The organism is Shewanella sp. M-Br (genome assembly GCF_036245925.1).
GTDB classification, from domain to species: Bacteria; Pseudomonadota; Gammaproteobacteria; order Enterobacterales; family Shewanellaceae; genus Shewanella; species Shewanella oncorhynchi.
Genome location: NZ_BJBV01000006.1, coordinates 27798 through 52191 on the forward strand (window position 1 = coordinate 27798; position 24394 = coordinate 52191).

General features: G+C 43.6%; 21 protein-coding genes. 12 read left to right on the plus strand and 9 right to left on the minus strand.

Annotated elements, in window-relative coordinates; genetic code table 11:
- Window positions 1-230: 230 nt before the first annotated feature.
- On the minus strand, window positions 231-1313 hold the full coding sequence (locus AAA952_RS06230) for an AI-2E family transporter (protein ID WP_338255386.1): 1083 nt from the start codon (window positions 1311-1313) through the stop codon (window positions 231-233).
- A gap of 227 nt (window positions 1314-1540) precedes the next feature.
- Complete coding sequence (locus AAA952_RS06235; protein WP_028760309.1) at window positions 1541-1774, minus strand: sulfurtransferase TusA family protein; 234 nt, start codon at window positions 1772-1774, stop codon at window positions 1541-1543.
- A gap of 111 nt (window positions 1775-1885) precedes the next feature.
- Between AAA952_RS06235 and AAA952_RS06240 the strand changes: the two genes are divergently transcribed.
- From AAA952_RS06240 to AAA952_RS06255, 4 genes are all read left to right on the plus strand, one after another.
- Window positions 1886-3355, plus strand: coding sequence for a M48 family metalloprotease (locus AAA952_RS06240; protein WP_105252826.1), 1470 nt, complete (start codon window positions 1886-1888; stop codon window positions 3353-3355).
- A 128-nt stretch (window positions 3356-3483) separates the two neighbouring features.
- On the plus strand, window positions 3484-3834 hold the full coding sequence (gene arsC / locus AAA952_RS06245) for an arsenate reductase (glutaredoxin) (RefSeq protein WP_131523894.1): 351 nt from the start codon (window positions 3484-3486) through the stop codon (window positions 3832-3834).
- Between the two features lie 52 nt (window positions 3835-3886).
- On the plus strand, window positions 3887-4261 hold the full coding sequence (locus tag AAA952_RS06250; protein WP_028760312.1) for a DUF2069 domain-containing protein: 375 nt from the start codon (window positions 3887-3889) through the stop codon (window positions 4259-4261).
- A 301-nt stretch (window positions 4262-4562) separates the two neighbouring features.
- Window positions 4563-6518 carry a hypothetical protein gene (locus tag AAA952_RS06255; protein ID WP_338255394.1) on the plus strand — a complete coding sequence of 652 codons (1956 nt, stop codon included), beginning with the start codon at window positions 4563-4565 and terminating at the stop codon, window positions 6516-6518.
- 118 nt (window positions 6519-6636) lie between these two features.
- On the opposite strand, the gene hda is transcribed toward AAA952_RS06255, so the two are convergent.
- Both hda and AAA952_RS06265 read right to left on the minus strand, forming a co-directional pair.
- Entirely contained in the window at window positions 6637-7347 is a 711-nt protein-coding gene (gene hda, locus AAA952_RS06260; protein WP_168823935.1) for a DnaA inactivator Hda, read from the minus strand.
- A gap of 62 nt (window positions 7348-7409) precedes the next feature.
- Window positions 7410-8501 (minus strand): DUF2066 domain-containing protein, encoded by a 1092-nt coding sequence (locus AAA952_RS06265; RefSeq protein ID WP_105252829.1) that lies wholly within the window; start codon window positions 8499-8501, stop codon window positions 7410-7412.
- Window positions 8502-8716: 215 nt separating this feature from the next.
- On the opposite strand from AAA952_RS06265, the gene AAA952_RS06270 reads away from it, so the two are divergent.
- Window positions 8717-9967 carry a uracil-xanthine permease family protein gene (locus tag AAA952_RS06270; RefSeq protein ID WP_338255398.1) on the plus strand — a complete coding sequence of 417 codons (1251 nt, stop codon included), beginning with the start codon at window positions 8717-8719 and terminating at the stop codon, window positions 9965-9967.
- A gap of 161 nt (window positions 9968-10128) precedes the next feature.
- On the opposite strand, the gene grxD is transcribed toward AAA952_RS06270, so the two are convergent.
- Entirely contained in the window at window positions 10129-10461 is a 333-nt protein-coding gene (gene grxD / locus AAA952_RS06275) for a Grx4 family monothiol glutaredoxin (RefSeq protein ID WP_011846572.1), read from the minus strand.
- A gap of 225 nt (window positions 10462-10686) precedes the next feature.
- Here grxD and sodB point away from each other — a divergent pair, with 225 nt between their 5' ends.
- The 4 genes from sodB (at window position 10687) to AAA952_RS06295 (ending at window position 16364) form a co-directional block, all read left to right on the plus strand.
- Window positions 10687-11271, plus strand: coding sequence for a superoxide dismutase [Fe] (sodB, locus tag AAA952_RS06280; RefSeq protein ID WP_028760317.1), 585 nt, complete (start codon window positions 10687-10689; stop codon window positions 11269-11271).
- A gap of 286 nt (window positions 11272-11557) precedes the next feature.
- The gene (locus AAA952_RS06285) at window positions 11558-13492 is read left to right on the plus strand and encodes a PrkA family serine protein kinase (RefSeq protein WP_131523897.1); all 1935 of its coding nucleotides are present in this window, start codon (window positions 11558-11560) and stop codon (window positions 13490-13492) included.
- 66 nt (window positions 13493-13558) lie between these two features.
- Window positions 13559-14827, plus strand: coding sequence for a YeaH/YhbH family protein (locus tag AAA952_RS06290; protein WP_006081286.1), 1269 nt, complete (start codon window positions 13559-13561; stop codon window positions 14825-14827).
- A gap of 10 nt (window positions 14828-14837) precedes the next feature.
- Window positions 14838-16364, plus strand: coding sequence for a SpoVR family protein (locus tag AAA952_RS06295; protein WP_173496550.1), 1527 nt, complete (start codon window positions 14838-14840; stop codon window positions 16362-16364).
- 84 nt (window positions 16365-16448) lie between these two features.
- Here the strand turns inward: AAA952_RS06295 and fadR are convergent, their stop codons facing one another.
- A complete protein-coding gene (gene fadR, locus AAA952_RS06300) occupies window positions 16449-17165 on the minus strand; it encodes a fatty acid metabolism transcriptional regulator FadR (RefSeq protein ID WP_028760321.1) in 717 nt (238 codons plus the stop codon).
- Window positions 17166-17466: 301 nt separating this feature from the next.
- Here fadR and nhaB point away from each other — a divergent pair, with 301 nt between their 5' ends.
- The 3 genes from nhaB to AAA952_RS06315 all read left to right on the plus strand — a co-directional run bounded on the left by nhaB (window position 17467) and on the right by AAA952_RS06315 (window position 22476).
- Window positions 17467-19068, plus strand: a complete 1602-nt coding sequence (nhaB, locus tag AAA952_RS06305) for a sodium/proton antiporter NhaB (protein ID WP_028760322.1) — start codon at window positions 17467-17469, stop codon at window positions 19066-19068.
- An 89-nt stretch (window positions 19069-19157) separates the two neighbouring features.
- The gene (gene dsbB / locus AAA952_RS06310) at window positions 19158-19685 is read left to right on the plus strand and encodes a disulfide bond formation protein DsbB (protein WP_113938979.1); all 528 of its coding nucleotides are present in this window, start codon (window positions 19158-19160) and stop codon (window positions 19683-19685) included.
- A gap of 160 nt (window positions 19686-19845) precedes the next feature.
- Window positions 19846-22476, plus strand: coding sequence for a PAS domain-containing protein (locus AAA952_RS06315; protein ID WP_338255411.1), 2631 nt, complete (start codon window positions 19846-19848; stop codon window positions 22474-22476).
- 12 nt (window positions 22477-22488) lie between these two features.
- On the opposite strand, the gene AAA952_RS06320 is transcribed toward AAA952_RS06315, so the two are convergent.
- The 3 genes from AAA952_RS06320 to AAA952_RS06330 all read right to left on the minus strand — a co-directional run bounded on the left by AAA952_RS06320 (window position 22489) and on the right by AAA952_RS06330 (window position 24383).
- Complete coding sequence (locus AAA952_RS06320) at window positions 22489-22851, minus strand: SpoIIAA family protein (RefSeq protein ID WP_028760325.1); 363 nt, start codon at window positions 22849-22851, stop codon at window positions 22489-22491.
- 423 nt (window positions 22852-23274) lie between these two features.
- The gene (locus tag AAA952_RS06325) at window positions 23275-23631 is read right to left on the minus strand and encodes a DUF3802 family protein (RefSeq protein ID WP_113938764.1); all 357 of its coding nucleotides are present in this window, start codon (window positions 23629-23631) and stop codon (window positions 23275-23277) included.
- Between the two features lie 176 nt (window positions 23632-23807).
- Entirely contained in the window at window positions 23808-24383 is a 576-nt protein-coding gene (locus AAA952_RS06330; RefSeq protein ID WP_028760327.1) for a YceI family protein, read from the minus strand.
- Between the last annotated feature and the right edge of the window lie 11 nt (window positions 24384-24394).

Here is a 24394-nt window from a genome sequence, read left to right on the forward strand (position 1 = left end):
TAAAACTAAAAGCTCGATTCATGGTGATACTTAAGACAAAGTGATAATAAAAAGGAATGACAATAAGTGAATGGGTACAGAGTACTAGACGAGGATGCTTTAAATTGTGAAGGCACAACATTCAACCAAAACGCCTCTGGCACTTAATTCAAATGCCAGAAGGAATTAGCGATAACGGTTAACTCGCCCACTATAACCAATGATACAAATAGCTATTAGACAGGTAGGCATCAACTCGCATCAAGTTTATTGTCAGCCTCAAGCTCTGTTTTAGGCCAAGCGTTAATCACGGCTTTGACCAACGATGCCAATGGAATGGCAAAGAATACTCCCCATACACCCCATAAACCGCCAAAGACTAAAACGGCCGCTATGATGACCACCGGATGCAAATCCACCGCATCGGAGAATAAAATAGGCACGAGTAAATTACCGTCGAGCGCCTGAATAATACCGTAACCCAACATTAAATAGCCAAATTCAGAACTAAAACCCCACTGAAAAAATGCCACTAGGGTGATAGGTAATGTAACTAAGGTTGCACCGACATAAGGGATCAATACCGATAACCCAGTTAACACACCGAGCAACACCGAATATCGCAGTCCCATCAAGGCAAACAAAATATAAGTTGCGACACCAACAACCACGATTTCGATCACTTTGCCACGAATGTAATTAAAAATCTGTTGGTGCATTTCAAACCACACTTTACGCGCTAGCTGGCGATTTGCGGGAAAAAATCGCTTACTGCCGCTAATCAGTTGATCTTTATCTTTTAAAAAGAAAAACACCAGTAAGGGCACTAAAATCGCGTACACCATCAAGACGAGTAAAGAAGCTGAATAACCGATTAATTGCTTAGCAATATCCAACACATGTTGAGTATCGAGCAGTTTTTTAAGCTCACCAACCATCAGATCTAACTGCTCTGGATTGATAAATCGTGGATATTGATTGATCAGTGTTTGTATTGTCAGCAGGCCTTTATCTATCATGCTAGGCAAGTCGGCAATTAAGCTAACACCTTGACGCCACACACTCGGAATTAAGCCAAATGTCAGTAAAACCACGATTCCCAAAAACAACACAATAACCAAGGACGCACCAGCGGTGCGATTAATCCCCAATTTAAGCATTTGCGCCACAGGCCATTCCAATAGAAATGCCAACACAAGAGCGACCAACAGCGGAGCAAGTAAACCTGCCGCAAAATAAATCACTAGCGCGAGCCCGACAAGAATAGCCATTAAGGTCACAGCTTGTGGATCACTAAAGCGCTCTTGGTACCAACGAGAAAAAACAGTAAACATGGATCATTCCAATATAGTGATGGCTGGCGAGGCTTCCCAAACGCTCAGGAAAGTTTATTTATCATGATGCTATTCGAGACTTTACTCAGTTAGACTTTCGCTCCTACACGTCAGCTAAATCAAAAAATAAACTGATAGGAGTAAACAACCTAGACTGAGCGGCACTCTGGCTCAAAATTAGGCGCTTGATGCTAGTCTAAGAGGATTTAAACATAAAAATCCTCAATTTATCCCTGAGATAGATCAACTTTGGTGACCATCAAGGCTAACAGACTTGCATCATTACGCAACTCTTGCACGACATGCCCTTGTTTTTTTAAATATTGGGGAACATCTCGCCGCGAACCAGAGTCTGAGAGTAAGATATGCAACTGCTCACCCTCTCGCATTGGCTTCAATGCAAGCTTCACTTTCACTAAGGGTACTGGACAACGAAAGAGCGTTAAATCAATAAAAATCATAATGAACTTGCTATAGACGAACTTGGGCCATTATCCTAAGTTGCACCTCAAACTACAAGCTAAGTGCAGTATCTGCCTTTAGTTGAGATAATTAGAAATAAAAGGATCCGCTTGCGTAACTTGACTTTTTTGACTCGATTAAAACCTTTTGTTGCAGGCGCACTCTCCTTGATGCTGCTAACCTTCGCCGCCAAAAGCTTTGCCAACAATGACTTACCGGATTTAGGTACGGCCGCAGTTAACACCTTCAGCCTTGAAAAAGAAATGGTTTACGGTGATGCTTATATGCGCATCATTCGCTCATCGGCACCTATGCTAAATGACCCCGTGTTGAGTCAATATCTTACCGAGCTTGGCAATAAACTGGTCGCCCATGCCACAGGCGTAAAAACGCCGTTTTATTTTTTCCTATTACAAAATGATGAAATCAACGCCTTCGCCTTCTTTGGCGGCCATGTTGCCGTGCACACAGGCTTATTTCTCAATGCCGACAATGAAAGCGAACTGGCTTCAGTATTAGGCCACGAAGTGACTCACGTTACTCAACGTCACCTTGCCCGATCCCTTGAAGCACAGCAAAAAAGTAATCCTGCAACAATTGCCGGTTTACTTGGCGCCATTTTGTTAACTATTGCAGTACCACAAGCAGGTATGGCGGCGCTTGCGACAACCCAAGCCATGGCGACACAATCGAAAATCAACTACACCCGTTTGCATGAAAAGGAAGCCGATCGCATCGGAATGCAAATTCTAGTGGATGCAGGCTTTAATCCTAATGCTGCAGCGGATTTCTTTGGTAAATTAGCCAGTCGTTATCGCTTTACCACAACACCACCACAAATGTTACTAACTCACCCATTACCTGAATCGCGGATCACTGAAGCCCGTAACCGTGCCGAGCAATACCCTAAACGTTATATCCCTGATAATCTTAATTTTCAGCTAGCAAAAGCCCGTATTCAAGTCCGTTTTTCCAGCTATAGCGACGAAGCAGTATTAAGCATGTTTGATCGGCAACTCAACAAACAGACCTATAGCTTCAAAGAGGCGGCACTTTATGGCAAAGCGCTGGCTTTATATAGATTGAAGAAGTTTAATGAATCAGAAAAAATCGTCGATGAGCTGTTAAAAATCGATGATAACAACCTGTTTTATATAGACACTAAATCTGATTTACTGATCGAACGTAAGGACTATGCAAAAGCGATTACTATGCTCGAAGCCCAGCGTAAAATGAAACCAACGTCTCAAGTGATCAATGCCAACTTAGCCAATATATATATCGAAGCCGATCAAGCCACCAAAGCAATCCCTTTGCTGGAAGATATGATTTTCCTCGATAAACAAAATGAACTGCCCTATCAATTGTTGACTATGGTGTATAAAAAAACCGGCAATCAAGCATTGGAATATTTTTCCACCGCAGAGCTGATGGCCTTAGGTGCTAACTATAAGGGCGCAATCGATCAACTTAACTTTGCCTACCGTGCATCCGAAAATAATCCATTACAGCTTGCACGTATTGAAGCACGTATTCGCCAGTTTAAAATGGCTGATAAAGAGATGGATGCGCTTAAGTAATAAGTTGTTTTACAAATAGATTAAAGACAATTACCCATTTATGCGCCCCGAACACACTGACGGGGCGCGGGTTTTTCTGTTATTATCCGCGCCATTGTTATTTCAGCCCGTATTGAGCCTCTAGTACTATGACCCAAGCGACGATTTACCATAACCCACGTTGTTCAAAAAGCCGTGAAACCTTAGCTTTACTCGAGCAACAAGGCTGCGACATTACCCTAGTGGAATACTTAAAAAATCCCCCTACTGCTAAAGACCTCGGCGACATTCTGGCTAAACTAGGCATCAGTGCTCGCGAATTAATGCGCACCAAGGAAGCAGAATATCAAGCCTTGGGACTTGCAGACTCATCACTAACAGAATTGCAGTTGATTGAGGCTATGGTCAACACTCCTAAACTCATCGAACGGCCAATTGTGCTCGCCAATCAAAGCGCAGCCATCGGCCGTCCTCCTGAGAATGTGCTCACTATTCTTTAACCCATGATTTTTAAACCAAAATGGCTTTTATTTTCAACCCTTAGGTAGACTTATGACGTCCAACACCTTATTTATCCTTAGCCGTTTAGGCTACTTTGCGCTAGTGCTGCTATTAGGCGGTTGGTTTGTTGGCCAAGGGATTAGCGGTGAATACACCCTGCTATTTAGTCTCTTATGGATAGTGCCGTTATTACTACCCGCAAAGGGAGTTTTCCAAGGTAATCCATACACTTATGCTTGGGCGAGTTTTATTCTGTGCTTATATATGTTACATGGGCTCACCCTGCTTTATGTCACCAATGATGCCTTCGCTTTTGCCTTAATCGAAGTATTATTGATTGGCGTACTGCTAATCGCTTTCCCATTTTATGCCCGCATACGTGGTCGTGAACTGGGATTAGGCCTGAAGAAAAAATCTAAAGAATAGTCCGTTCAATGTATTTTCAGTGCCGTCTCACCTTGCTGGGTATGGCGGCATTTTTATATCGCAAGACCAAACCTTGGCTTAAATGTCCCTTATGATCTCAGTCTGAATACCCATTTTAACCTTAGTTCTAACCTCCGTTCCGACGTCAATTCCCATCACGACAAAATTAACACTTATTATACTTACACTGACTTTTTGCAACTAAGTGCCCGTGCTATAGTCAGTTTCTCACAGTATAAGCGTCCCATGGCGCCACAAAAGTCTAAATAGCACAGCAGAGTTAACAAGGGAGAATGGTGTAATGGGAATGTCGATACCACTGAAATTTTTCGGATTTATGGCCTGCTCGGGCCTACTCATTGCATGCGGGGGCGGTGGTGATAGTCAACCAGATGATAGTGTAGTCACACCCCCCTCCACTTCACTAGCACGCTGCACAGATAGTATTTCGCCACTCATTACCACCACGTCATCCTCAATTCGCTTTCAAACCGAGCCAAATTATGTTGCGGGTCAATCCAGTACAATTATTGCCAATATCCTAAATCGTGACAGCCAAGACTTAACCTTCCGTTGGGAGCAAATCGATGGCCCTAACATAGCACTCGTCAGTCAAAATAGCCCTGTATTAGCCCTTGATACTCCCACCGCAGGCGGCTACCGTTTTAGCTTGCATGTGACGGGCAGTAATCTAGACGTCACCGGAGAAATTGGTATTAATGTCGATCCCGCATCGACGGGTGTGCTAAACGTCCGTCAAGATCACCAAGTGGTTGAAGGCAATAATGTGAGCTTAAGACTCGGACAACAATCGGAATTAAGCGCAGCAAATATCTCTTGGTGTGTAGCATCCGGCCCAGATTTAATGGTCGATGTGAGCGATCCGTTTAGACCCTTGTTTACCGCGCCAACGGTCACCCAGGATACAATCACTCGCCTCAAAGTGAATGTCAACGTCAATGGCAATCAGCTTAACGATGATGTCTTTGTGCTAACCACCTCGGCGCCAGCGATCAGCTCACCATACTTCGATACCCCTGTTGCGCGCACCCATGCCTATCGTCCGACTTCACCTTACGCCAATGTGCTAGCAAACTGTGTTTACTCCAATCAGCTTAATGATAGCTGCACTATCAATACCTTACCTTTGATAGGTCAAACCTCAAGCGATCTCAATCACGAGACGATTCTAAATCGAGTACTGGTTTCCCACGATTGGATGGGTGATAACTTTGCCGCTTTCTTAGCCCAGATGGACCCCAATAGCGACTTTGCCCGCCTGTTACAATCCGTTACAGCCGTGGTGATTAGCTATGATGTACGCCCTTCTTTCTATTGGGTAGTCACAGGGGCGATTTATCTCGATCCCAATGATTTATGGCTTACGCCAAGCCAACGCGACACTATTAATGAAGCGCCGGATTACCGCAGTAATTTTGGAAATGATCTTAACTTTGTGATGCCTTGGCGTTATGTAAAAGATAACCAATATGCCTCCCTTGGCGTGCCTATCACGGTCAGAGCAAACCGCACATTAGCGCAAATCAATCCCGATCTGGCCTCCTTGTTGTATCACGAGCTCGCCCATGCCAATGACTTTTTTCCACGCAGCGTGCATGCCACACTCACAGGGCCAAGACTGTTAGATGACTACAGCCGCCGCAATGCCAACAAGAGTCTAATTTCAGATCAAGTCAGCAAAACCTACCCATTAACGAGTACTGAAATGATGGGACTTGCCAATGTTAGTTTCCTCGGCGCAGCGGCGAGTAATGTGCAAAAGACCTATCAAGCATCGGATGTCAGTACTTTCTTTTCTGCCGATATCGCCAGCGACTTCTATGCCTATTCCAGTACCCGTGAAGACACGGCCATGTTATTTGAGGAAGCCATGATGAGTTATCGCTATCAAATATTGCGTGATGTCGCCGTCACCAATAAACCTGCGATTTTAACTGCGGATTCGCTGATTATTGACTGGGGACAAAGGGGACGAATTGCAAAAGACAGTCTAGAAAATCGCGCTGCGTTGGTGATTGATGAAATGCTGCCGGAGCTTAATGGGATCAGTCTGGTCGAAAGCCTACCCGAACCAATTAATATGGTGCAAGGTCAAAGCTGGCGTCAAACATTGGCAATATCGCCTGCGAATACGCAGCTCAAAGGCGAAAGCAATGCAGCTGCAATTAATGCCGAGTCTCGTTTTGAAGCCGAACTTCGCTTAAGTGGTGACCGTCACCAACATCCACAACAATAGCGTTTTAAATTTTAGATAAACAAAAGCCCGTATGTATTCAACATGACGGGCTTTACTCTTTTTGGCTTTAATGCCAGTAGGTTTTGTATCTTCAGAACGAACACAAACCATGCTGTATCTAAAGGTGCAGCATCTCTTTGGCAAACGGAATCGTGAGCTTACGCTGATGCACTAATGAGGCTTTATCTAACTTATCTAATACATCAAACAAGGTACGCAAATCCCGCGCCATACGGTTCAGTAAAAAACGCCCGACATCTTCCGGTAATTGCAGGCCACGCATAGCGGCGCGGCGTTGCAGTGCGGCAAGTTTTTCATCATCTGCCATGGGTTGCAGTTGGTAATTCAACCCCCATTGCATACGTGAAACAAGATCTGGCAAGAGGAACCCAGCATCCGCAGGAGACGAGCTGCCGCTGACTACTAAGGCGCAATTCTTATTTTCTGCGACGCGATTGTAGAGATCAAAAATCGCCTCTTCCCAAACGGGGTGGCCGGCGATGGCATCGACATCATCGATACAAACCAAATCCAACTGTTCTAGGCCTTCAAGCAATGCGGTCGAAATACTCGCATGTATGCCTAAGGGAATATAAAAGCTGCGACGCTCTACTTCATTAGCGTGCGCGCAAGCAGCGTGCATTAAATGGGTTCGACCCGATTTAACTGGGCCCCACAAATAGATGGCGGCTTCACCATGCCCTTCGGCATTCGCTCTCAATTTTTGAATAAGTTCATCATTACCCGCGGCGGGGTAATAACTATTAAAGGTTTCGTCGTCTGGCAAATGCACAGGTAACGAGAGTTGCAGAGGTGAGTTTAAGGGCACTCGGTCTTCTCAATATTAAATAAAAACAATGCCGTGCTTAACTAAGCACGGCCGATAACATCTTAATGTAAACGCCATTCATACACAGGTTTGCCAGTTTGATTAGAGACAGGGCTAAATTCACCTGCACTCACAGGTGCGACCACAGAAATACGCGGCTCTAAGCTTAATAAGCGTTGTAAGTCCGTCTCTGAGCCGAATAAATCTAACGAAAAAGTCACGGTATTACCTTGAATATGCGTTAACGTGGCATTTTTAATCGCGCTGAGTTGCTTCAAATATTTTTCAACTTCAACTAATTGCGCCATTTTTTGGATATTAACGAAGGTAACACTCGCACCAAGCTGAGTACCAGTATCAGCAATCGCATACTTAGTAAAATAGTATTCACCTAACGCCGCCATCATAGCGGTAATCGCTTGGGCCGAATTTTCAGCAGTACCGTTGTAACTGAATAACGGTGGCGTCAAAGAGTCAATGGTAGCCTTAGTATAAAGATTTAAACGATAACGAACCTGATTACCGGCGGCATCAATTGCCACTAGCGCCAAAAAGTCAGCTTGATAGCGGCCAGATACACTAGCTACTATGTCGGCAAACATCCCTTTAATATCGTTAGGATTAATACCCATCAACTCATCAAGATCTAAGATAGGCAAGAGTACAGGTATACCGCGGGCATAGGAAAAATCGCTAAAAATCTTACGTTCGGCTAACGCAGATGAGTCACCCAATATCATAGTGTCGCCATCACCAGGCATAGCGACCCAAAATAAGGTCAACGGGCGTTGAGTTCCCCAAACAGGCAATTGTGCCTGACGCAGTAACGCCACTATGCGGCGATGCTCAAAACTCGCGGTCAACAGCAATTGGCCATTTTGCTCGATATAACCATACTGGCTCAGCAAGGTATCAGGATTACTGAGCTGAGATTGGATTAGGCTGTTATCGAGGGATCGCGCCGTCCCAGTGTTCTTGATAATGACTTGCTCAAGTGCACTTTTTAAGGCTTTGTCGCGTTCAGCAACTGCGCGCGAAGACACAGGCACATTGGCCTCATCTAATTTACTCACCTCAACAGCATTGACGCTATTAATCGTGAACAGACAATATAGAAATGCAATTAAGCTCGGCTTCAATAGGAATTTCAGCATCTTTGAGTAGTTGAAGTAGCGTCAGATGAGGCAAATTGTACCATAGTTAGCGCCTTAAGCGAGTCTTGCCAAAATTTAGCCCCATTTCCGTGCCAGCCATAGCACAGAAAACCCAAACAGTGATCAACGTCGGCAAAACAGGCGATTTTCTCCTGCTCAAAATCCGACAAACTGTTATCATTTGGCGGTTTACCCTAAATTAACGAGAATAATAAATGAGACGACTCGCTATCCCCCTACAGGGCGCGCAAATGCTATTTGTGGCCTTCGGTGCCCTAGTGCTAATGCCGCTACTCACAGGGCTCGACACCAGTGTGGCATTGTTTACCGCAGGTATCGGTACCCTACTCTTCCAATTGATTACTAAACGCCAAGTGCCTATCTTCCTCGCATCTTCCTTCGCCTTTATTGCCCCCATACTTTATGGCGTGCAGACTTGGGGAATTCCATCCACAATGGGCGGCATTATGGCCGCGGGCGTGGTCTACGTCATGCTCGGCGCCTTAGTTAAAGTGCGCGGCACTGACTTTATCCACAGACTATTGCCCCCAGTCGTAGTGGGACCCGTGATCATTATTATCGGCCTTGGCTTAGCCCCCGTGGCGGTGAATATGGCATTAGGCAAGAGTGGTGATGGTAACTTGACTTTAGTCGCTACAAATACGGCGTTATTTATTTCGCTCGCATCGCTTGGTACCACTATCGCGGTGGCGATTTTCGCAAAGGGCCTACTCAAAGTGATGCCGATTTTAGCAGGTATTATAGTAGGTTACAGCTTAAGCCTAGCCTTTGGTATTGTTGATTTTGCCGTTGTGACCGCTGCAAGCTGGATTGCTATTCCTAAATTTGTCGCGCCAGAATTAAACTGGTATGCCATCGCATTTATGATCCCAGTGGCAATCGCCCCTGCGGTAGAACATATAGGTGATATTCTGGCGATATCCAACGTCACGGGTAAAGATTTTATGAAAAAACCCGGTCTGCATCGCACGCTAACAGGTGACGGGATTGCCACAATTGCAGCCGCAGCCTTTGGTGGTCCACCGAACACGACTTACTCAGAAGTGACAGGTGCAGTAACCTTAACCCGAAATTTTGATCCTAAGATCATGACTTGGACTGCCATTACCGCTATCACTTTAGCCTTCGTTGGCAAACTAGGTGCGCTGATGCAAACTATCCCCGTCCCAGTGATGGGCGGTATTATGTGTTTGCTATTTGGTTCCATTGCCGCAGTTGGCCTCAACACCCTTATTCGTAATCATGTGGATTTATCTGAGCCACGTAATTTAAGTATTGTCGGTGTTACCTTAGTCTTTGGTATCGGCGGCATGGCATTTGGCATAGGTTCATTCAGTCTGACTGGTATTAGCTTGTGCGGTATTGTCGCTATTACCATGAACTTACTATTACCCGCGACTAAGCCACACAATAAACACCACGAGTCTGATGTGACACCTCATTAATCACGGCTTGAAGACACGATCAATTTCGAAGTAGGCCATTGAAAAATTAACACTTTATAAAAGTGATAGTTTCTTAAGATACCACCATAAAAAAGCCGCCGTGATATCAATCACGGCGGCTTTTTTATGAAGCAATATTTTTATGAAGTAAGAATTAACTCTTACTCCTCAGTCTTGATCTTAGCGGCAGCCGCTTTGATCAAAGGTTGTAATTCGCCTTTTTGGAACATGTCCACTACGATATCACACCCACCGATCAACTCGCCTTCAATCCACAATTGTGGGAAAGTCGGCCAGTTAGCAAACTTAGGTAATTCTGCGCGAATGTCTGGATGCTGAAGAATATCCACGAATGCAAACTGCTCGCCGCAGTTAATCATGATCTGAGCTACCTGTGACGAGAAGCCACAGCTTGGTAACTTAGGAGAGCCTTTCATATAAACAATGATAGGGTTTTCCGTGATCTGCTGCTTAATTTTCTCTACTGTTTCCATTTTGATTCCTAAGTAGGATGACGTTGACTCAATGCGACTATTGTACGTCAGCTAGACGCAGAACAAAATCCCACAGTTTGTAAGGTTATGTCGACATTTGATTTTTCGATGGCGTCTATCTAGCCAATTAGCTAAACAATGATTCACATCACAAATTTTATCGGTACAATAGTCCTAAGTGAGCACGTTTAAGAAACGATAACCTAAGACCATGGAGAGATACTAATGGCTTTCGAATTACCCGCATTACCATATGCAAAGAACGCACTAGAACCACACATTTCTCAAGAAACCATAGAATACCACTACGGCAAGCACCACAACACTTATGTTGTGAAGCTAAACGGCTTAATCGAAGGAACTGATTTCGCTGGCAAATCTTTAGAAGATATCATCAAGACTTCTACGGGTGGCGTATTTAACAACGCAGCTCAAGTGTGGAACCACACTTTCTACTGGAACTGCTTAGCCCCTAATGCTGGCGGCGAACCAACAGGCCCAGTTGCTGATGCAATCAATGCCGCTTTCGGTTCATTCGACGCATTCAAAGCGCAATTTACTGATTCAGCAGTAAACAACTTCGGTAGCGCTTGGACATGGTTAGTGAAAAAAGCCGATGGCACTCTTGCTATCGTTAACACTAGCAATGCAGCGACGCCACTGACTGACAGCACAGTAACGCCAATCATGACAGTTGACGTGTGGGAACACGCTTACTACATCGATTACCGTAACGTGCGTCCTGACTATCTTGCCCACTTCTGGCAATTAGTTAACTGGGACTTCGTTAACCAAAACTTCGCAGGTTAATTCATTTAACCTAATGTTGTTTACTGCCGAATGAGCAGTGGGTTAATCCCAGTAAAAAGAGCCCTAGTGGCTCTTTTTTTATGCCCCTCGTTTGCCGCCCATCCCTTATCCCACCGATTTATCCTCCGCTAACTACAAGTGCAATAATTGCGTTTGCAACTATTTGTTATTGTTTTTATTTGATATTTTTTTGACACAGATAGTGAGTTTGTGTCTAAGATTAGAGTAGGAGGCTGGCTAGCCAGTTATCCGTTCCATGACATCACTGGCGTTTCAGGGGGTTTATATGGGCATTTTCGAGCATTACCAAAAGCGCTACGAACAAAAACTCGATGAAGAATATTCTTTGCAGGAGTTTCTGGACATCTGCAAGGGAGATCGCAGCGCTTACATGTCAGCATCAGAGCGACTACTGCTTGCAATTGGTGAAGCAGAAGTCATTGATACCGCAAAAAATCCAACACTTAGCCGTATTTTTTCGAATCGACTTATTTCACGCTATCCCGCATTTAAAGATTTCTTCGGCATGGAAGACGCCATAGAGCAAATTGTGGCTTACCTAAAGCACTCGGCTCAAGGATTAGAAGAATCCAAACAAATTTTATACCTACTGGGCCCAGTGGGCGGCGGTAAGTCATCACTCGCCGAAAAACTCAAAGCCCTAATGCAAAAAGTGCCCATTTACATTCTGAGCGCGAATGGAGTCCGCAGCCCAGTCAACGATCACCCCTTCTGCCTGTTTGATGTGGAAGAAGATGGACAGCTGTTAAAAGATGAATTCAACATTCCCAACCGTTATCTGAAAACCATCATGTCGCCTTGGGCGGTAAAACGTCTGCATGAGTTTGGTGGCGATATCTCCAAATTTCGCGTGGTAAAAGTCTTTCCATCCATTCTGGACCAAGTGGCAATAGCGAAAACTGAACCCGGTGATGAAAACAACCAAGATATTTCGTCCCTTGTCGGTAAAGTCGATATTCGGCAACTCGAACATTTCTCCCAAGATGATCCCGATGCTTACGCCTATTCAGGCGCATTGTGCCGTGCAAACCAAGGGGTGATGGAATTCGTCGAGATGTTTAAGGCACCAATTAAAGTGCTGCATCCACTACTGACTGCGACGCAAGAAGGTAACTATAACGGCACTGAAGGCTTATCGGCCCTGCCCTATAGCGGGATTATTCTGGCTCACTCAAACGAGTCCGAGTGGTCAACCTTCAAAAACAACAAAAACAACGAAGCCTTCCTCGACCGTGTTTACATAGTCAAAGTGCCCTACTGTTTACGGGTCTCAGAAGAGCTGCAAATCTATCAAAAACTGCTAATCAACTCTGAGTTATCGAAAGCACCCTGCGCTCCCGGCACCTTAGAAACCTTAGCGCAATTTAGTGTGTTGTCACGCATCAAGCCGCCTGAAAACTCCTCCATCTACTCTAAGATGCGGGTATATGACGGTGAAAGCCTGAAAGATACCGATCCTAAGGCTAAGTCTTACCAAGAATACCGTGATTACGCAGGTGTCGATGAAGGCATGAATGGACTATCCACCCGTTTCGCCTTTAAGATTTTGTCGCGGGTATTTAACTTCGACCATTCAGAGATCGCCGCCAACCCAGTACATTTATTCTATGTCCTCGAACGACAAATTGAACAAGAACAGTTCCCCGGCGATACCGCCGAACGTTATCTTGAATTCCTAAAAGGTTATTTGATCCCTAAATATGTGGAGTTTATCGGTAAAGAAATTCAAACCGCTTACTTAGAGTCTTACTCTGAATATGGCCAAAATATCTTCGACCGCTATGTCACTTACGCCGATTTTTGGATACAAGATCAAGAATACCGCGACCCAGAAACAGGTCAGCTATTCGACCGCGCCGCCCTTAATGCTGAACTTGAGAAGATTGAGAAGCCCGCGGGGATCAGCAATCCTAAAGATTTCCGTAATGAAATCGTTAACTTTGTGCTGCGCGCCCGCGCGAACCATGAGGGTAACAATCCGCTATGGACCAGCTACGAGAAACTTCGCACTGTGATCGAGAAGAAAATGTTCTCCAACACAGAAGATTTACTGCCTGTTATTTCCTTTAACGCCAAAACGTCGAACGACGATCAACGCAAACACGATGATTTCGTCAATCGCATGATGGAGAAAGGCTATACCAAAAAACAAGTCCGACTCTTGTCTGAGTGGTATTTACGAGTTCGTAAATCTTCTTAAACTTGCGCTAACTAAGTACAGGGCTTTGGTGTTGCCAAAGCCTTCGCTGGGTTTTGGGAGGTGCGTATGGCGAACTTTATCGATAGACGGTTGAATGCGAAAGGAAAAAGCACAGTCAACCGCCAACGCTTTATCAATAGATATAAGCAACAAATTAAAAAAGCCGTCAGCGATGCTGTGACTCGTCGCAGCGTAACGGATGTAGATAAAGGCGAAAAAATCAGTATCCCAACACGGGATATCAGTGAACCTATGTTTCACCAAGGCAAAGGCGGTGTCAGGGATAGAGTGCATCCCGGTAATGACCAATTTACCCGTGGCGATAAAATTGACCGACCACCTGGTGGTTCAGGCGGCGGTTCGGGCAAAGGTGAGGCCTCAAACTCGGGTGAAGGCGACGATGACTTTGTGTTCGAAATCTCTAAAGACGAGTATCTAGAGTTATTGTTTGAGGACTTAGAACTCCCCAATCTACAAAAAAATCGCCTTAATAAACTGGTGGAATACCAAATCTACCGTGCGGGATTCACCAATGATGGCGTCCCCGCTAACATCAATATTGTCCGTTCATTACGTTCATCCCTTGCACGTCGCATTGCTATGTCAGCCAGTAAAAAGAAATTGTTAAAAGAGTTAGAACAAGAACTTGCCGAACTGGAAAATATTCCAGGCACTAAGGCCGAGTTGATTTTGGATTTAAAAGCCCAAATTGAGGAGTTAAAACAAAAGATTGCCAGAGTGCCGTTTATCGATACCTTCGATCTACGCTTTAATAACTATTCCAAAAGGGAAATCCCTTCTAGTCAAGCCGTGATGTTCTGCTTGATGGATGTGTCTGGCTCAATGGATCAGGCAACTAAAGATATGGCAAAACGCTTCTATATCTTGCTGTATCTGTTCCTCACTCGTACCTATAAAAATTTAGAAGTGGTTTACATTCGCCACCATACCCAAGCCAAAGAAGTCGATGAACACGAGTTCTTTTACTCCCAAGAAACGGGCGGCACCATTGTGTCCAGTGCATTGAAATTAATGCATGAAATTCAACAAGCCCGCTACCCCGCCGATGAATGGAATATCTATGCGGCCCAAGCATCCGACGGGGATAACTGGGCCGACGATTCACCTACCTGTAGGCAATTGTTAGAACAAAAAATATTGCCACTGGTGCGCTACTACAGCTATATCGAAATCACCAATCGCGCCCATCAAACCCTGTGGCGCGAATATGAATCCCTGCAACAGCATTACGACAACATCGCCGTGCAGCATATACGTCAAGCCGAAGATATTTACCCTGTCTTTAGGGAGCTATTCAAGAAACAAGCGGTTTAAGGGGGGCACTATGGGGATAACTAAATCAACATCTTGGACACCACTGAGCGATGGTCCCGACTGGAGCTTCGAGCTACTTCAGGACTACCTCAAGGAAATTGAGCGGGTGGCAGCGCTCTATAAACTCAGCACTTACCCAAATCAAATTGAAGTCATCACAGCAGAACAGATGATGGATGCGTATGCTGGCATAGGTATGCCCATAGGTTACACCCATTGGTCTTTCGGCAAACGTTTTATCGAAACCGAGCAAGGTTACAAACGTGGCCAAATGGGGCTCGCCTATGAAATTGTGATTAACTCTAACCCCTGCATCGCTTACTTAATGGAAGAAAACACCATCACAATGCAGGCGCTGGTGATAGCTCACGCCTGTTTCGGACATAACAGCTTTTTTAAAAACAATTACTTATTTAAGACATGGACAGATGCGAGCTCGATTATTGACTACCTTGTCTTTGCTAAAAACTACATCAGTGACTGCGAGCAAAAATACGGTGTAGAACAAGTCGAAAGCGTCATAGACTCCTGTCATGCGCTAATGAACTACGGTGTCGATCGTTATAAACGTCCCTCTGAAATCTCATTCAGGGAAGAACAAGCAAGACAAAAGGATCGCGAGGCTTACCTTCAAAGCCAAGTAAATGATTTATGGCGCACGATTCCGACCCATCAACATGAGCAGTCTCAATCGAAAAAACGTCGTTTCCCCGCCGAACCGCAGGAAAATATTTTATATTTCATCGAGAAAAACGCTCCTTTGCTTGAACCATGGCAAAGGGAAATAATCCGTATTGTGCGTAAAATGGCGCAATATTTTTATCCGCAAAAACAAACTCAAGTGATGAATGAAGGCTGGGCAACCTTCTGGCATTACACTATCTTGAATCACTTGTACGACGATGGCGTGGTCACTGACCGCTTCATGATCGAGTTTTTGCAAAGCCATACAGGCGTTGTGGCCCAACCCGATTACAACAGTCGTTATTACAGTGGCATCAACCCATACGCTTTAGGCTTTGCCATGTTCACCGATATTCGGCGTATTTGTGAAAATCCAACCGATGAAGATAAAGCTTGGTTTCCCGACATTGCCGGCAGTAATTGGATAGAAACGTTGCATTTTGCGATGCAAAACTTTAAAGATGAAAGTTTTATTAGCCAATATCTCTCACCTAAAGTTATCCGCCAATTTAAATTGTTTGGTATCCATGATGATGAGAAACGCAATTATCTTTCGGTATCCGCGATCCACGATGAACGGGGCTATCAAGATATTCGCCAGTTACTATCACAACAATATAACCTGTCTAATATTGAGCCAAATATCCAAGTACATAATGTGGAAATCAACGGTGATCGATCCTTAACCTTACATTATGTGCCAAATAACGATATTCCCTTAGCCAATAGCCATAAAGAAGTATTAAAGCATTTACATCGATTATGGGGTTTCACTGTCACCTTAGAGCAAAAAAATGCAGATGCGAGTATTAGCGTCTTAGCATCCTGCCCTGAAGCCAATAAACCAGAATAATAAGCACAATAAAAAGGCCGTTTCCAATTGAAACGGCCTTTTTGTTTATTTAGCGCTATCTTAACACGATATCACTCACAGAGATTAATGATCTTGAGCAATAGAAGCTGGCATATCTTCGCGTAATTGTAACCACATCTTACCGCTATTCATGCCATAGGTACGCATTAGCGCAGAGACATCGAGGTAATTTTTCGCCTGAGCCAACAGTTCTAATTCTTTGTAAAAGTTCAATGCTAATAAACGCGCATCTGAGCTGGTAAAGTAATAACGCCCAACTCGACTATACAAACCTTTAAATCCGTTTAATATCAAAACGTAAAGTGGATTTCCAGACGAAAACGCTAAGGTGTGATGCAGTAAGTAGTCAAATTCAGCATAGGATTCAGCCGTATCTTCAAGCTGGTGAATCTTTGCAAGTACCTCCACAGCGGTATCCGGGTTATAACGTAAAGCACCGCGAAAATAGATAGCACTGACGTTCGTTCTAGCTGACAAGAGTTGGTCAACCAATACCGGAAAACCCTCGGGATTCAAATCAGCAATAGTCTCAAGGATGTTTAAGCCTGAGGTTTCCCAAAAGTTGTTAACCCGTGTTGGTTTGCCATGCTGAATTTTCAACCAACCGTCACGCGCCAAGCGCTGTAGCACCTCACGCAGAGTGGTGCGAGTCACACCAATCAATTCTGAAAGCTCACGTTCAGCCGGTAAAATGGACCCTGGAGGAAATTTGTTTTCCCAAATTGATCTCACAATATACTTCTCTGCAAAACTTGCAGGTCCTTTGGCATTGATAATCATCAGCCCACTTATCCAGTTGTTGTGCGTCGTAATGGTCACTGATCATACCAGAGCGGTAAAAAATGGAAACCATTCACTTAAAATCACTGTGTTATCGCCGTGTAAATGTCACAGAATCGTTCAAAAAAACGACCAAGGTCAATACAGGATGGGCCAATTTTGCCGCTTAGCTCCGCTTTTTGAAATGTCGGTATCAGTAACTCATTACATTAGCTTTCTCTTTAGGCTAGACTCATTTAACTAACGCAGGTATTGATAATAATCACGTGCAATTTTTAACATAATTAGAAGAGAGGCTGCCATGCCGGCGACAATGAGTCAGGCGTTTATTGGGAACTTCTTAGGAAATTCTCCTAAGTGGTACAAAACCGCAATACTGTCATTTTTAATTATCAATCCAATACTCTTTTTCTATGTCGACCCCTTTGTGGCTGGTTGGGTATTGGTTCTAGAATTTATTTTTACCTTAGCAATGGCATTAAAATGCTATCCATTACAGCCTGGCGGATTATTGGCAATTGAAGCCGTCGCGATCGGAATGACATCGGCAAGCCAAGTCTTACATGAAATAGAAGCCAACCTCGAAGTATTATTACTCTTGGTGTTTATGGTCGCTGGTATATATTTCATGAAGCAATTGCTGCTATTTGGCTTCACAAAAATCATTACTAAAGTGCGCTCTAAAATTTTAGTGTCATTAATGTTTTGTTTGGCTTCAGCCTTTTTATCAGCCTTCTTAGATGCGTTAACGGTTATTGCCGTCATTATCGCGGTCGCTGTGGGTTTCTATTCTATTTACCACAAGGTCGCTTCTGGAAAAGATTTCGGCGCCGATCACGATCATACCTCTGAAGGTAAAAATGATGATGGTGAAGATCAGTTAAATGAAGAAGAACTCAGTGCATTCCGTGGTTTCCTACGTAATCTGTTAATGCATGCGGGTGTGGGTACTGCGCTGGGCGGCGTGTGTACTATGGTCGGTGAACCACAAAACCTTATTATCGCCGCGCAAGCAAATTGGCAATTTGGTGAATTCGCCGTGCGTATGTCACCCGTTACTGTTCCTGTATTAATCTCGGGTATCTTAACTTGTTACTTAGTTGAAAAATTTGGCATTTTTGGTTATGGCGCTAAGTTGCCAACGGCCGTTCATCGGATCTTATGTGAATATGCCGCCCATGAAGATGCGCGCCGTACCAATAAAGACAACATGAAGTTAATCGTCCAAGCCTTAGTGGGTGTCTGGTTGATCGCAGGACTTGCATTACACTTGGCTTCTGTGGGCCTAATTGGTCTTTCTGTGATTATTTTAACCACAGCCTTTAACGGCGTTACCGATGAGCATGCCCTCGGTAAAGCTTTCGAAGAAGCACTGCCTTTTACCGCGTTATTAGCTGTCTTCTTTGCGGTTGTTGGCGTGATTATCGACCAGCACTTATTCGCACCAGTGATCCAATGGGCACTGAGTTATCAAGGCAATACTCAGTTGGTGATTTTCTATATCGCCAACGGATTGCTGTCTATGGTGAGTGATAACGTGTTCGTCGGCACTGTGTACATTAACGAAGTGAAAGCGGCATTGATTAACGGTCAAATCAGCCGTGATCAATTCGACTTGCTGGCCGTTGCGATTAATACTGGAACTAACTTACCTTCGGTTGCCACACCCAATGGTCAAGCGGCGTTCTTGTTCCTACTAACCTCTGCCCTAGCACCACTTATCCGCTTATCCTATGGCAGAATGGTATGGATGGCATTGCCTTACACTATCGTGCTGTCAATCGTAGGTGTCATGGCGATTCAAACGGGTTTCTTAGAACAAGCCACCCAATATTTCTATGATTCCCAGATAATCATCCATCACAGCGCTAGTGAAGTTTTAGAACCGATGACTGGACATTAATCTTCTTTATTGACTGAACTTTATTTAATAAGTAGAGTCCAAAAAACGCCCCATGTCTGAGGGCGTTTTTTGTTGATATGGAGCTCACTTTGACTGTAATGACTCGCTTTGCCCATTCCCGTTCATCTTGGTTTATTCTCGCAGGCACAGCCCTTGGGTTAGAAGCAGCCGCACTGTATTTTCAATATGTCATGAAACTGGAACCCTGTGTCATGTGTATTTACCAAAGACTCGCTATTTTTGGTTTATTGGCAGCAGGTCTCATTGGCATGACAGCACCCAAATATCGAATAGTCAGGATCTTAGCTGCCGTGCTCTGGGCCATCAGTGCAACTTGGGGATTAAAACTAGCCTTATCGCTCGTAGATATGCAAGCCAACCCATCCCCTTTTTCAACCTGTTCATTCTTACCTGAATTTCCAGCTTGGATGCCATTACACGAATGGTTCCCTGCCGTTATGATGCCTACTGGCATGTGTACTGATGTACCTTGGGTCTTTATGGGGGTAACGATGCCCGAATGGATGGTAGTGGCTTTCAGTGGCTTCTTAGTCGCTTGGTTACTCTTTATTGTGCCTGTCCTAAGTAGTTCAAATAAACCATCTCTTTATAAATAACGAGTTTGAGATAAGGCAGGCATAAAACCTGCCTTTTTATTGACGATTGTATTCCACTTATCCTATTCAATCCTCGCAACTTAAACATATGCCAATAGCAAAACAGTGAGAAAGCGCTACACTGGCTCAATGAAAAGTGGTGATTTGGAAACTGGGGATTATGGGAAAAAGTTCGACATCTGAGCCACACACGCCATTAACCCAATGGCAAAACAGTTTGCCATTCAAATTTAGCCTTATTCAGCTCGTCATTGCCGCTATTTTGATTTGTAGTACAGCTTGGGTGATGCTAAGCATTCAACGCCAACAAGTTCTTGATCAGCAAGCCGTGTTAAACCAAAACTATGGCCAGTTGATTATTGCCAAACTGCAAGAAATGACTTCACAGGTTGAAACCGTAGTCGACTCTATTTCCAGTATTGCCAAACTTTACCGCTATGATCATGAGCAACTGGTGAAAACCATTCCCACGTTGCTGAAACTCGATAGTCAACAACGCATCATTTCTGGCGGCGGCGTCTGGCCGGAACCCGGCGCGTTTAATCAGCAAAAATTTCGAGATAGCCTGTTTTGGGCACACAATGTAAACGATGAATTAGTCGCCATTGATTCCTATAACAAAGACACGTTCCCAAGCTACCACACCGAAGAATGGTATCGCCCGACGCGCTATTTTCCTGCTGGTAAAATTTTCTGGTCAAAATCTTATTTCGATCCAACAACCCATGAGTCAATGATCACAGCCTCAGGCGCTATGTGGATGGACCATCAGTTTATTGGTGCCGCCACTGTGGATATCAGTTTAGAAAAGCTCAATGTGCTATTACGCAATACTATGATTAATGTCAGAGGCTATGTCATAGCCTTAGATCATCAAAACCAAGTACTCGCCTATCCAGATGCCAATAACAATCTTAAGCATCAAACTAATACCAATCATTCTTTCGTCACCTTCAATCATCTCGCCAGCCAACAGCCAGATTTCAGCCCCGTCGAAGTCGCATTACAGAGTGCAGATAAAGCCTTTATAGAAGCGGCGATTGCCGAGCGCGTTTTTACCCAAGAACAGATGCAGCATCTAACGAGACTAAGTCATCAAAATGAGCGTGACATGTTAGCGGCCATCGTAAATAACAATGCCTTAAATCATTTTACTGCCCCGAAATTACTGACGTCGGTAACTTTGGTCCATGATCCAATCCTTAAAACGGCATCCCTCGTTTCGGTATTTCTCATGCCAAATACCTATTGGAAGGTACTTGTCGTCACCCCAATTTCACCGCTGCAGGATACCGCTAAACATTTAATCGAAAAGGTCGGCGTTTATTTAGTCTGTATTCAACTATTAGGCTTAATTCTATTATTTTTACTCCAGCACCGACTATTTATTACCCCCATTATTGAAATCGTCCAAGCCTTAAAACGTAATGATTCCGCCTCTATCGAACTCAAAGCCAATAACAGCCATGACGAAATTGGCTTATTGGCAAAAACATTCCTGTCGCGTACTCGACAACTTGAAGTGGCAATGGCGAGCTTAGATGCGAGTAACCTGGCACTAGAACAGCAATTGCAGAGCCAAAACCTGTTTCAACTGGAGTTAAAGCGCCATAAAGAACAATTGAGGGCTTTGCTTAAATTTTCTCAAAATCTCATCTATATCAAAGATCTTCACGGTAAATATATTCTCGTCAATGACAAATATTGTGAAATCTTAGGTATAGAACGCAGACGCATTATTGGCACCTCTGATTTTGAGATATTTCCCAGCCAATTTGCCCACGAATATCAACAAAATGATCGACGCGTTCTGCATAATCATGAAGCCATAAACTTCGAAGAAGCTATTCCATCGCCCCTAGGCAATCTTATTTATATCGTGACTAAATTTAAGATCAAAGATGATGACGATACCGTTATTGCAGTCGGTGCTATTGCCTTTGATATCACCTTACAAAAAATTAAAGAGCAAGAACAAGAAAAGTTACTTTTAGGGCAAGTCGAGGCGCTTAATCACCTACAAGAACAAGTTCGTCTCAGTAATCAACATAACCATGAACTCTATCTGCTCCAAGACAAATCAACCCAATTACTTGAGAAGCATCATCAACTCAATCTCAGTCGTGAACAAAGCCAACAGCTAATGCAAAATTTTCTAGCTGAAATGATGACGCAAATTATGCATGAACAAGATCAGCTACTCGCCAAAGTGTGCCAACTTCAGCCAATAGATAATGCTAACGATCAAAATCAGATTACCGAAATCATGGTGACTCAGGCAGATAAATTGCGACATATTGCCCAGTTATTAACGAATCATCAAAACGATATTCGGCCACTGCATCTCGCACAATTTATGCGTCATCTTTTAGGGTTGCTAAAGGTACAATTAGCTAAAACAAATGTGGAAATAGCGTTAAATTGTGAAGAAAATATCATCATTGATGGCCCTTCTTGGCAATATTTGCAGCTGTTTTATCGTCTAATCACCAACACGTTGAATCATGCATTTAAAGCTCACAATGAACAGCGTGAAATAACCATTAATATCGACAAGTCGAGCGAAGAGTTACACATCAGTATTATCGATAATGGGATCGGTATGACAGAGCCGCAACTCGCACAGTTACGGCAAGAACTAGCGCAAGAACTCTGCCTTGGAACGCTGACCTGTATAAATCTGTGGCTTAAAAATGATCTCAATGGCAGCCTTAGCATCAGTAGCCACTTGAACCAAGGCACACACATTCAATGTCGTTGGCCACTGAGTACAGATTTAGAACCGCAATAAACATAAGGTGCGTTATTGATCTAACCATGCCTTGGCTTGGCTATGTTCATCGGCGGTAAATACCTTTACCGGACATGGCAGCATGCAGGCTAACGCATTAACCATAGCATTTGTTTGAGTGGCATTGGCAATCATCACGACCCTTGAAAAATCACTTAAATGAAATAAACCTAATACCGCATCATCCCACAGGGCCCCAACGGATATACCTTCAAATTCAGGGGAAAACTCGTACCAAAGGCGAATGCTGGCGTGGTCTTGCAGCTTGGCTTCTATGGCGGGAACCAAATAGCCTTCAACATCCCCATGGTTAACACGGCCAGATGCGACCACTGCCAATATATCATCAGCATGACCCGAAGAAATCGTTAGCATTGAACACTCCTTATCAATACATGAAGGGAAAAATATTTAAAGCTCATACACTAAAGATACACAGACAATGACATAAATGCGGGAAAGATGGGCTTTTTATTTTAAGCTAACACCATTTTATACATACACATCAGCAATGCAAATGACGCCAAAAGGAGCGAATCCACAGCGATAACTCGCATAACCCAGCAACAAAACTTAGTCGCAGAACTCGATGAAAAATGGTGACCATACGAAATAACATGAGGTGAAGCAAAGAGCAGATATTTACCTCACACTCAAGGCTGCTACTGCTCGAGGTTAACAATAAGTGTGAGGAAACACATGGTACTCAAACGATGGTGATTTACGCTGCTAAAAAATAGTATTAGTCATGACTTACCTAAAATCATGCATTAATAAATAATCTAATTGCTATTCTGACTAAGCACTCACTTGAAGTTTAGCGATTTCTTGATCGAACAAATTCTTAATCAAACTAGAAAACTCAGTAATAAATAAAGTCTGTGCGGGAGTCGCTTTATGGTTGGCAACTGAAGCTAAAATCTCTTCTAAATCATACACAATTGCATCTACTTCACGGATAATCACATTACGTTGCGTAAAAGACAACGATGGATTTTGGCCACACACCATAATGATCTGTGCCGACAATTGCTCTTCAAATAATTCCATCACAGTATCGTCTGAAACTACCTCTGAACTTGGTGTTTCAAATAAGCCAAGATGTTCAGTTAAATACTGGACCAAATGCATGTAACCATCTTTATCTGTGACCATTTTTTACCCTTTAAACTCATTAACTTAATATCTATTGTGATGCTATTAATAGCACATCAGAAAATATCAAAGAAGCCAAAAGCTCGGCTTCTTATCAAGATCTCGCATACGCCACTTATTTAACTCTAGCCTATCTTCGATAACAGACGTATTGATCTATACCAATCTTATTGAAGTTACTGAGTTAAGGTTAGTACAAATGACACAGGAACAGCTTGACTAATGCTCGATAAACCCGCAATTTCACGTAATTTATCAATCCCAGCCACAAGATCAAACTCATTAGCATTAACAATTACCGGTTGAAAACTGTTCACTAAAAGTTTGTTATCAGAAACTTTAGTGATAATCACCGAAAAAGCCTTAGTTTGCGATTTGCCGTGTAACGCAATTTTTCCATCAATATCAAAAACTTTACTCTCACCGACGCCAAGATTTTTTAGTATCTTAGGGTCTACTTGTGATGACAGTTTCAGCTCTGGATACAAAGACACTTCAAATAACAAATTTTGCATCCGCTCATCGCGGACATCAATACCCGTTGCCACACCGATTAGTGGAATTGTTAATTCAAATTGACCGTTATCTTTTAGCGTACCTTTGAGTTGTTTAAAGTGATGGACTTCACCTATATCACCTTTCTTTACCGAAATAAAACTGACTCGCGAATCTTGTTCCATCACTTGCCATTGCGCGGCACAGCTAAAACTGGCCATAGCAGATAAGGCGACAATTCCCATCCATTTTTTCATCGTATCCGTCC

Coding starts and splice junctions, on each gene's coding strand:
- AAA952_RS06285 (WP_131523897.1), top strand. CDS start 11,558: ATGGGCATTTTCGAGCATTACCAAAAGCGCTACGAACAAAAACTCGAT.
- AAA952_RS06230 (WP_338255386.1), bottom strand. CDS start 1,313: ATGTTTACTGTTTTTTCTCGTTGGTACCAAGAGCGCTTTAGTGATCCA.
- nhaB (WP_028760322.1), top strand. CDS start 17,467: ATGCCGGCGACAATGAGTCAGGCGTTTATTGGGAACTTCTTAGGAAAT.
- AAA952_RS06265 (WP_105252829.1), bottom strand. CDS start 8,501: ATGCTGAAATTCCTATTGAAGCCGAGCTTAATTGCATTTCTATATTGT.
- AAA952_RS06250 (WP_028760312.1), top strand. CDS start 3,887: ATGACGTCCAACACCTTATTTATCCTTAGCCGTTTAGGCTACTTTGCG.
- AAA952_RS06325 (WP_113938764.1), bottom strand. CDS start 23,631: ATGGTCACAGATAAAGATGGTTACATGCATTTGGTCCAGTATTTAACT.
- AAA952_RS06330 (WP_028760327.1), bottom strand. CDS start 24,383: ATGAAAAAATGGATGGGAATTGTCGCCTTATCTGCTATGGCCAGTTTT.
- AAA952_RS06320 (WP_028760325.1), bottom strand. CDS start 22,851: ATGCTAACGATTTCTTCGGGTCATGCTGATGATATATTGGCAGTGGTC.
- sodB (WP_028760317.1), top strand. CDS start 10,687: ATGGCTTTCGAATTACCCGCATTACCATATGCAAAGAACGCACTAGAA.
- AAA952_RS06315 (WP_338255411.1), top strand. CDS start 19,846: ATGGGAAAAAGTTCGACATCTGAGCCACACACGCCATTAACCCAATGG.
- AAA952_RS06270 (WP_338255398.1), top strand. CDS start 8,717: ATGAGACGACTCGCTATCCCCCTACAGGGCGCGCAAATGCTATTTGTG.
- AAA952_RS06290 (WP_006081286.1), top strand. CDS start 13,559: ATGGCGAACTTTATCGATAGACGGTTGAATGCGAAAGGAAAAAGCACA.
- AAA952_RS06295 (WP_173496550.1), top strand. CDS start 14,838: ATGGGGATAACTAAATCAACATCTTGGACACCACTGAGCGATGGTCCC.
- fadR (WP_028760321.1), bottom strand. CDS start 17,165: ATGATTATCAATGCCAAAGGACCTGCAAGTTTTGCAGAGAAGTATATT.
- AAA952_RS06235 (WP_028760309.1), bottom strand. CDS start 1,774: ATGATTTTTATTGATTTAACGCTCTTTCGTTGTCCAGTACCCTTAGTG.
- AAA952_RS06255 (WP_338255394.1), top strand. CDS start 4,563: ATGGGAATGTCGATACCACTGAAATTTTTCGGATTTATGGCCTGCTCG.
- grxD (WP_011846572.1), bottom strand. CDS start 10,461: ATGGAAACAGTAGAGAAAATTAAGCAGCAGATCACGGAAAACCCTATC.
- arsC (WP_131523894.1), top strand. CDS start 3,484: ATGACCCAAGCGACGATTTACCATAACCCACGTTGTTCAAAAAGCCGT.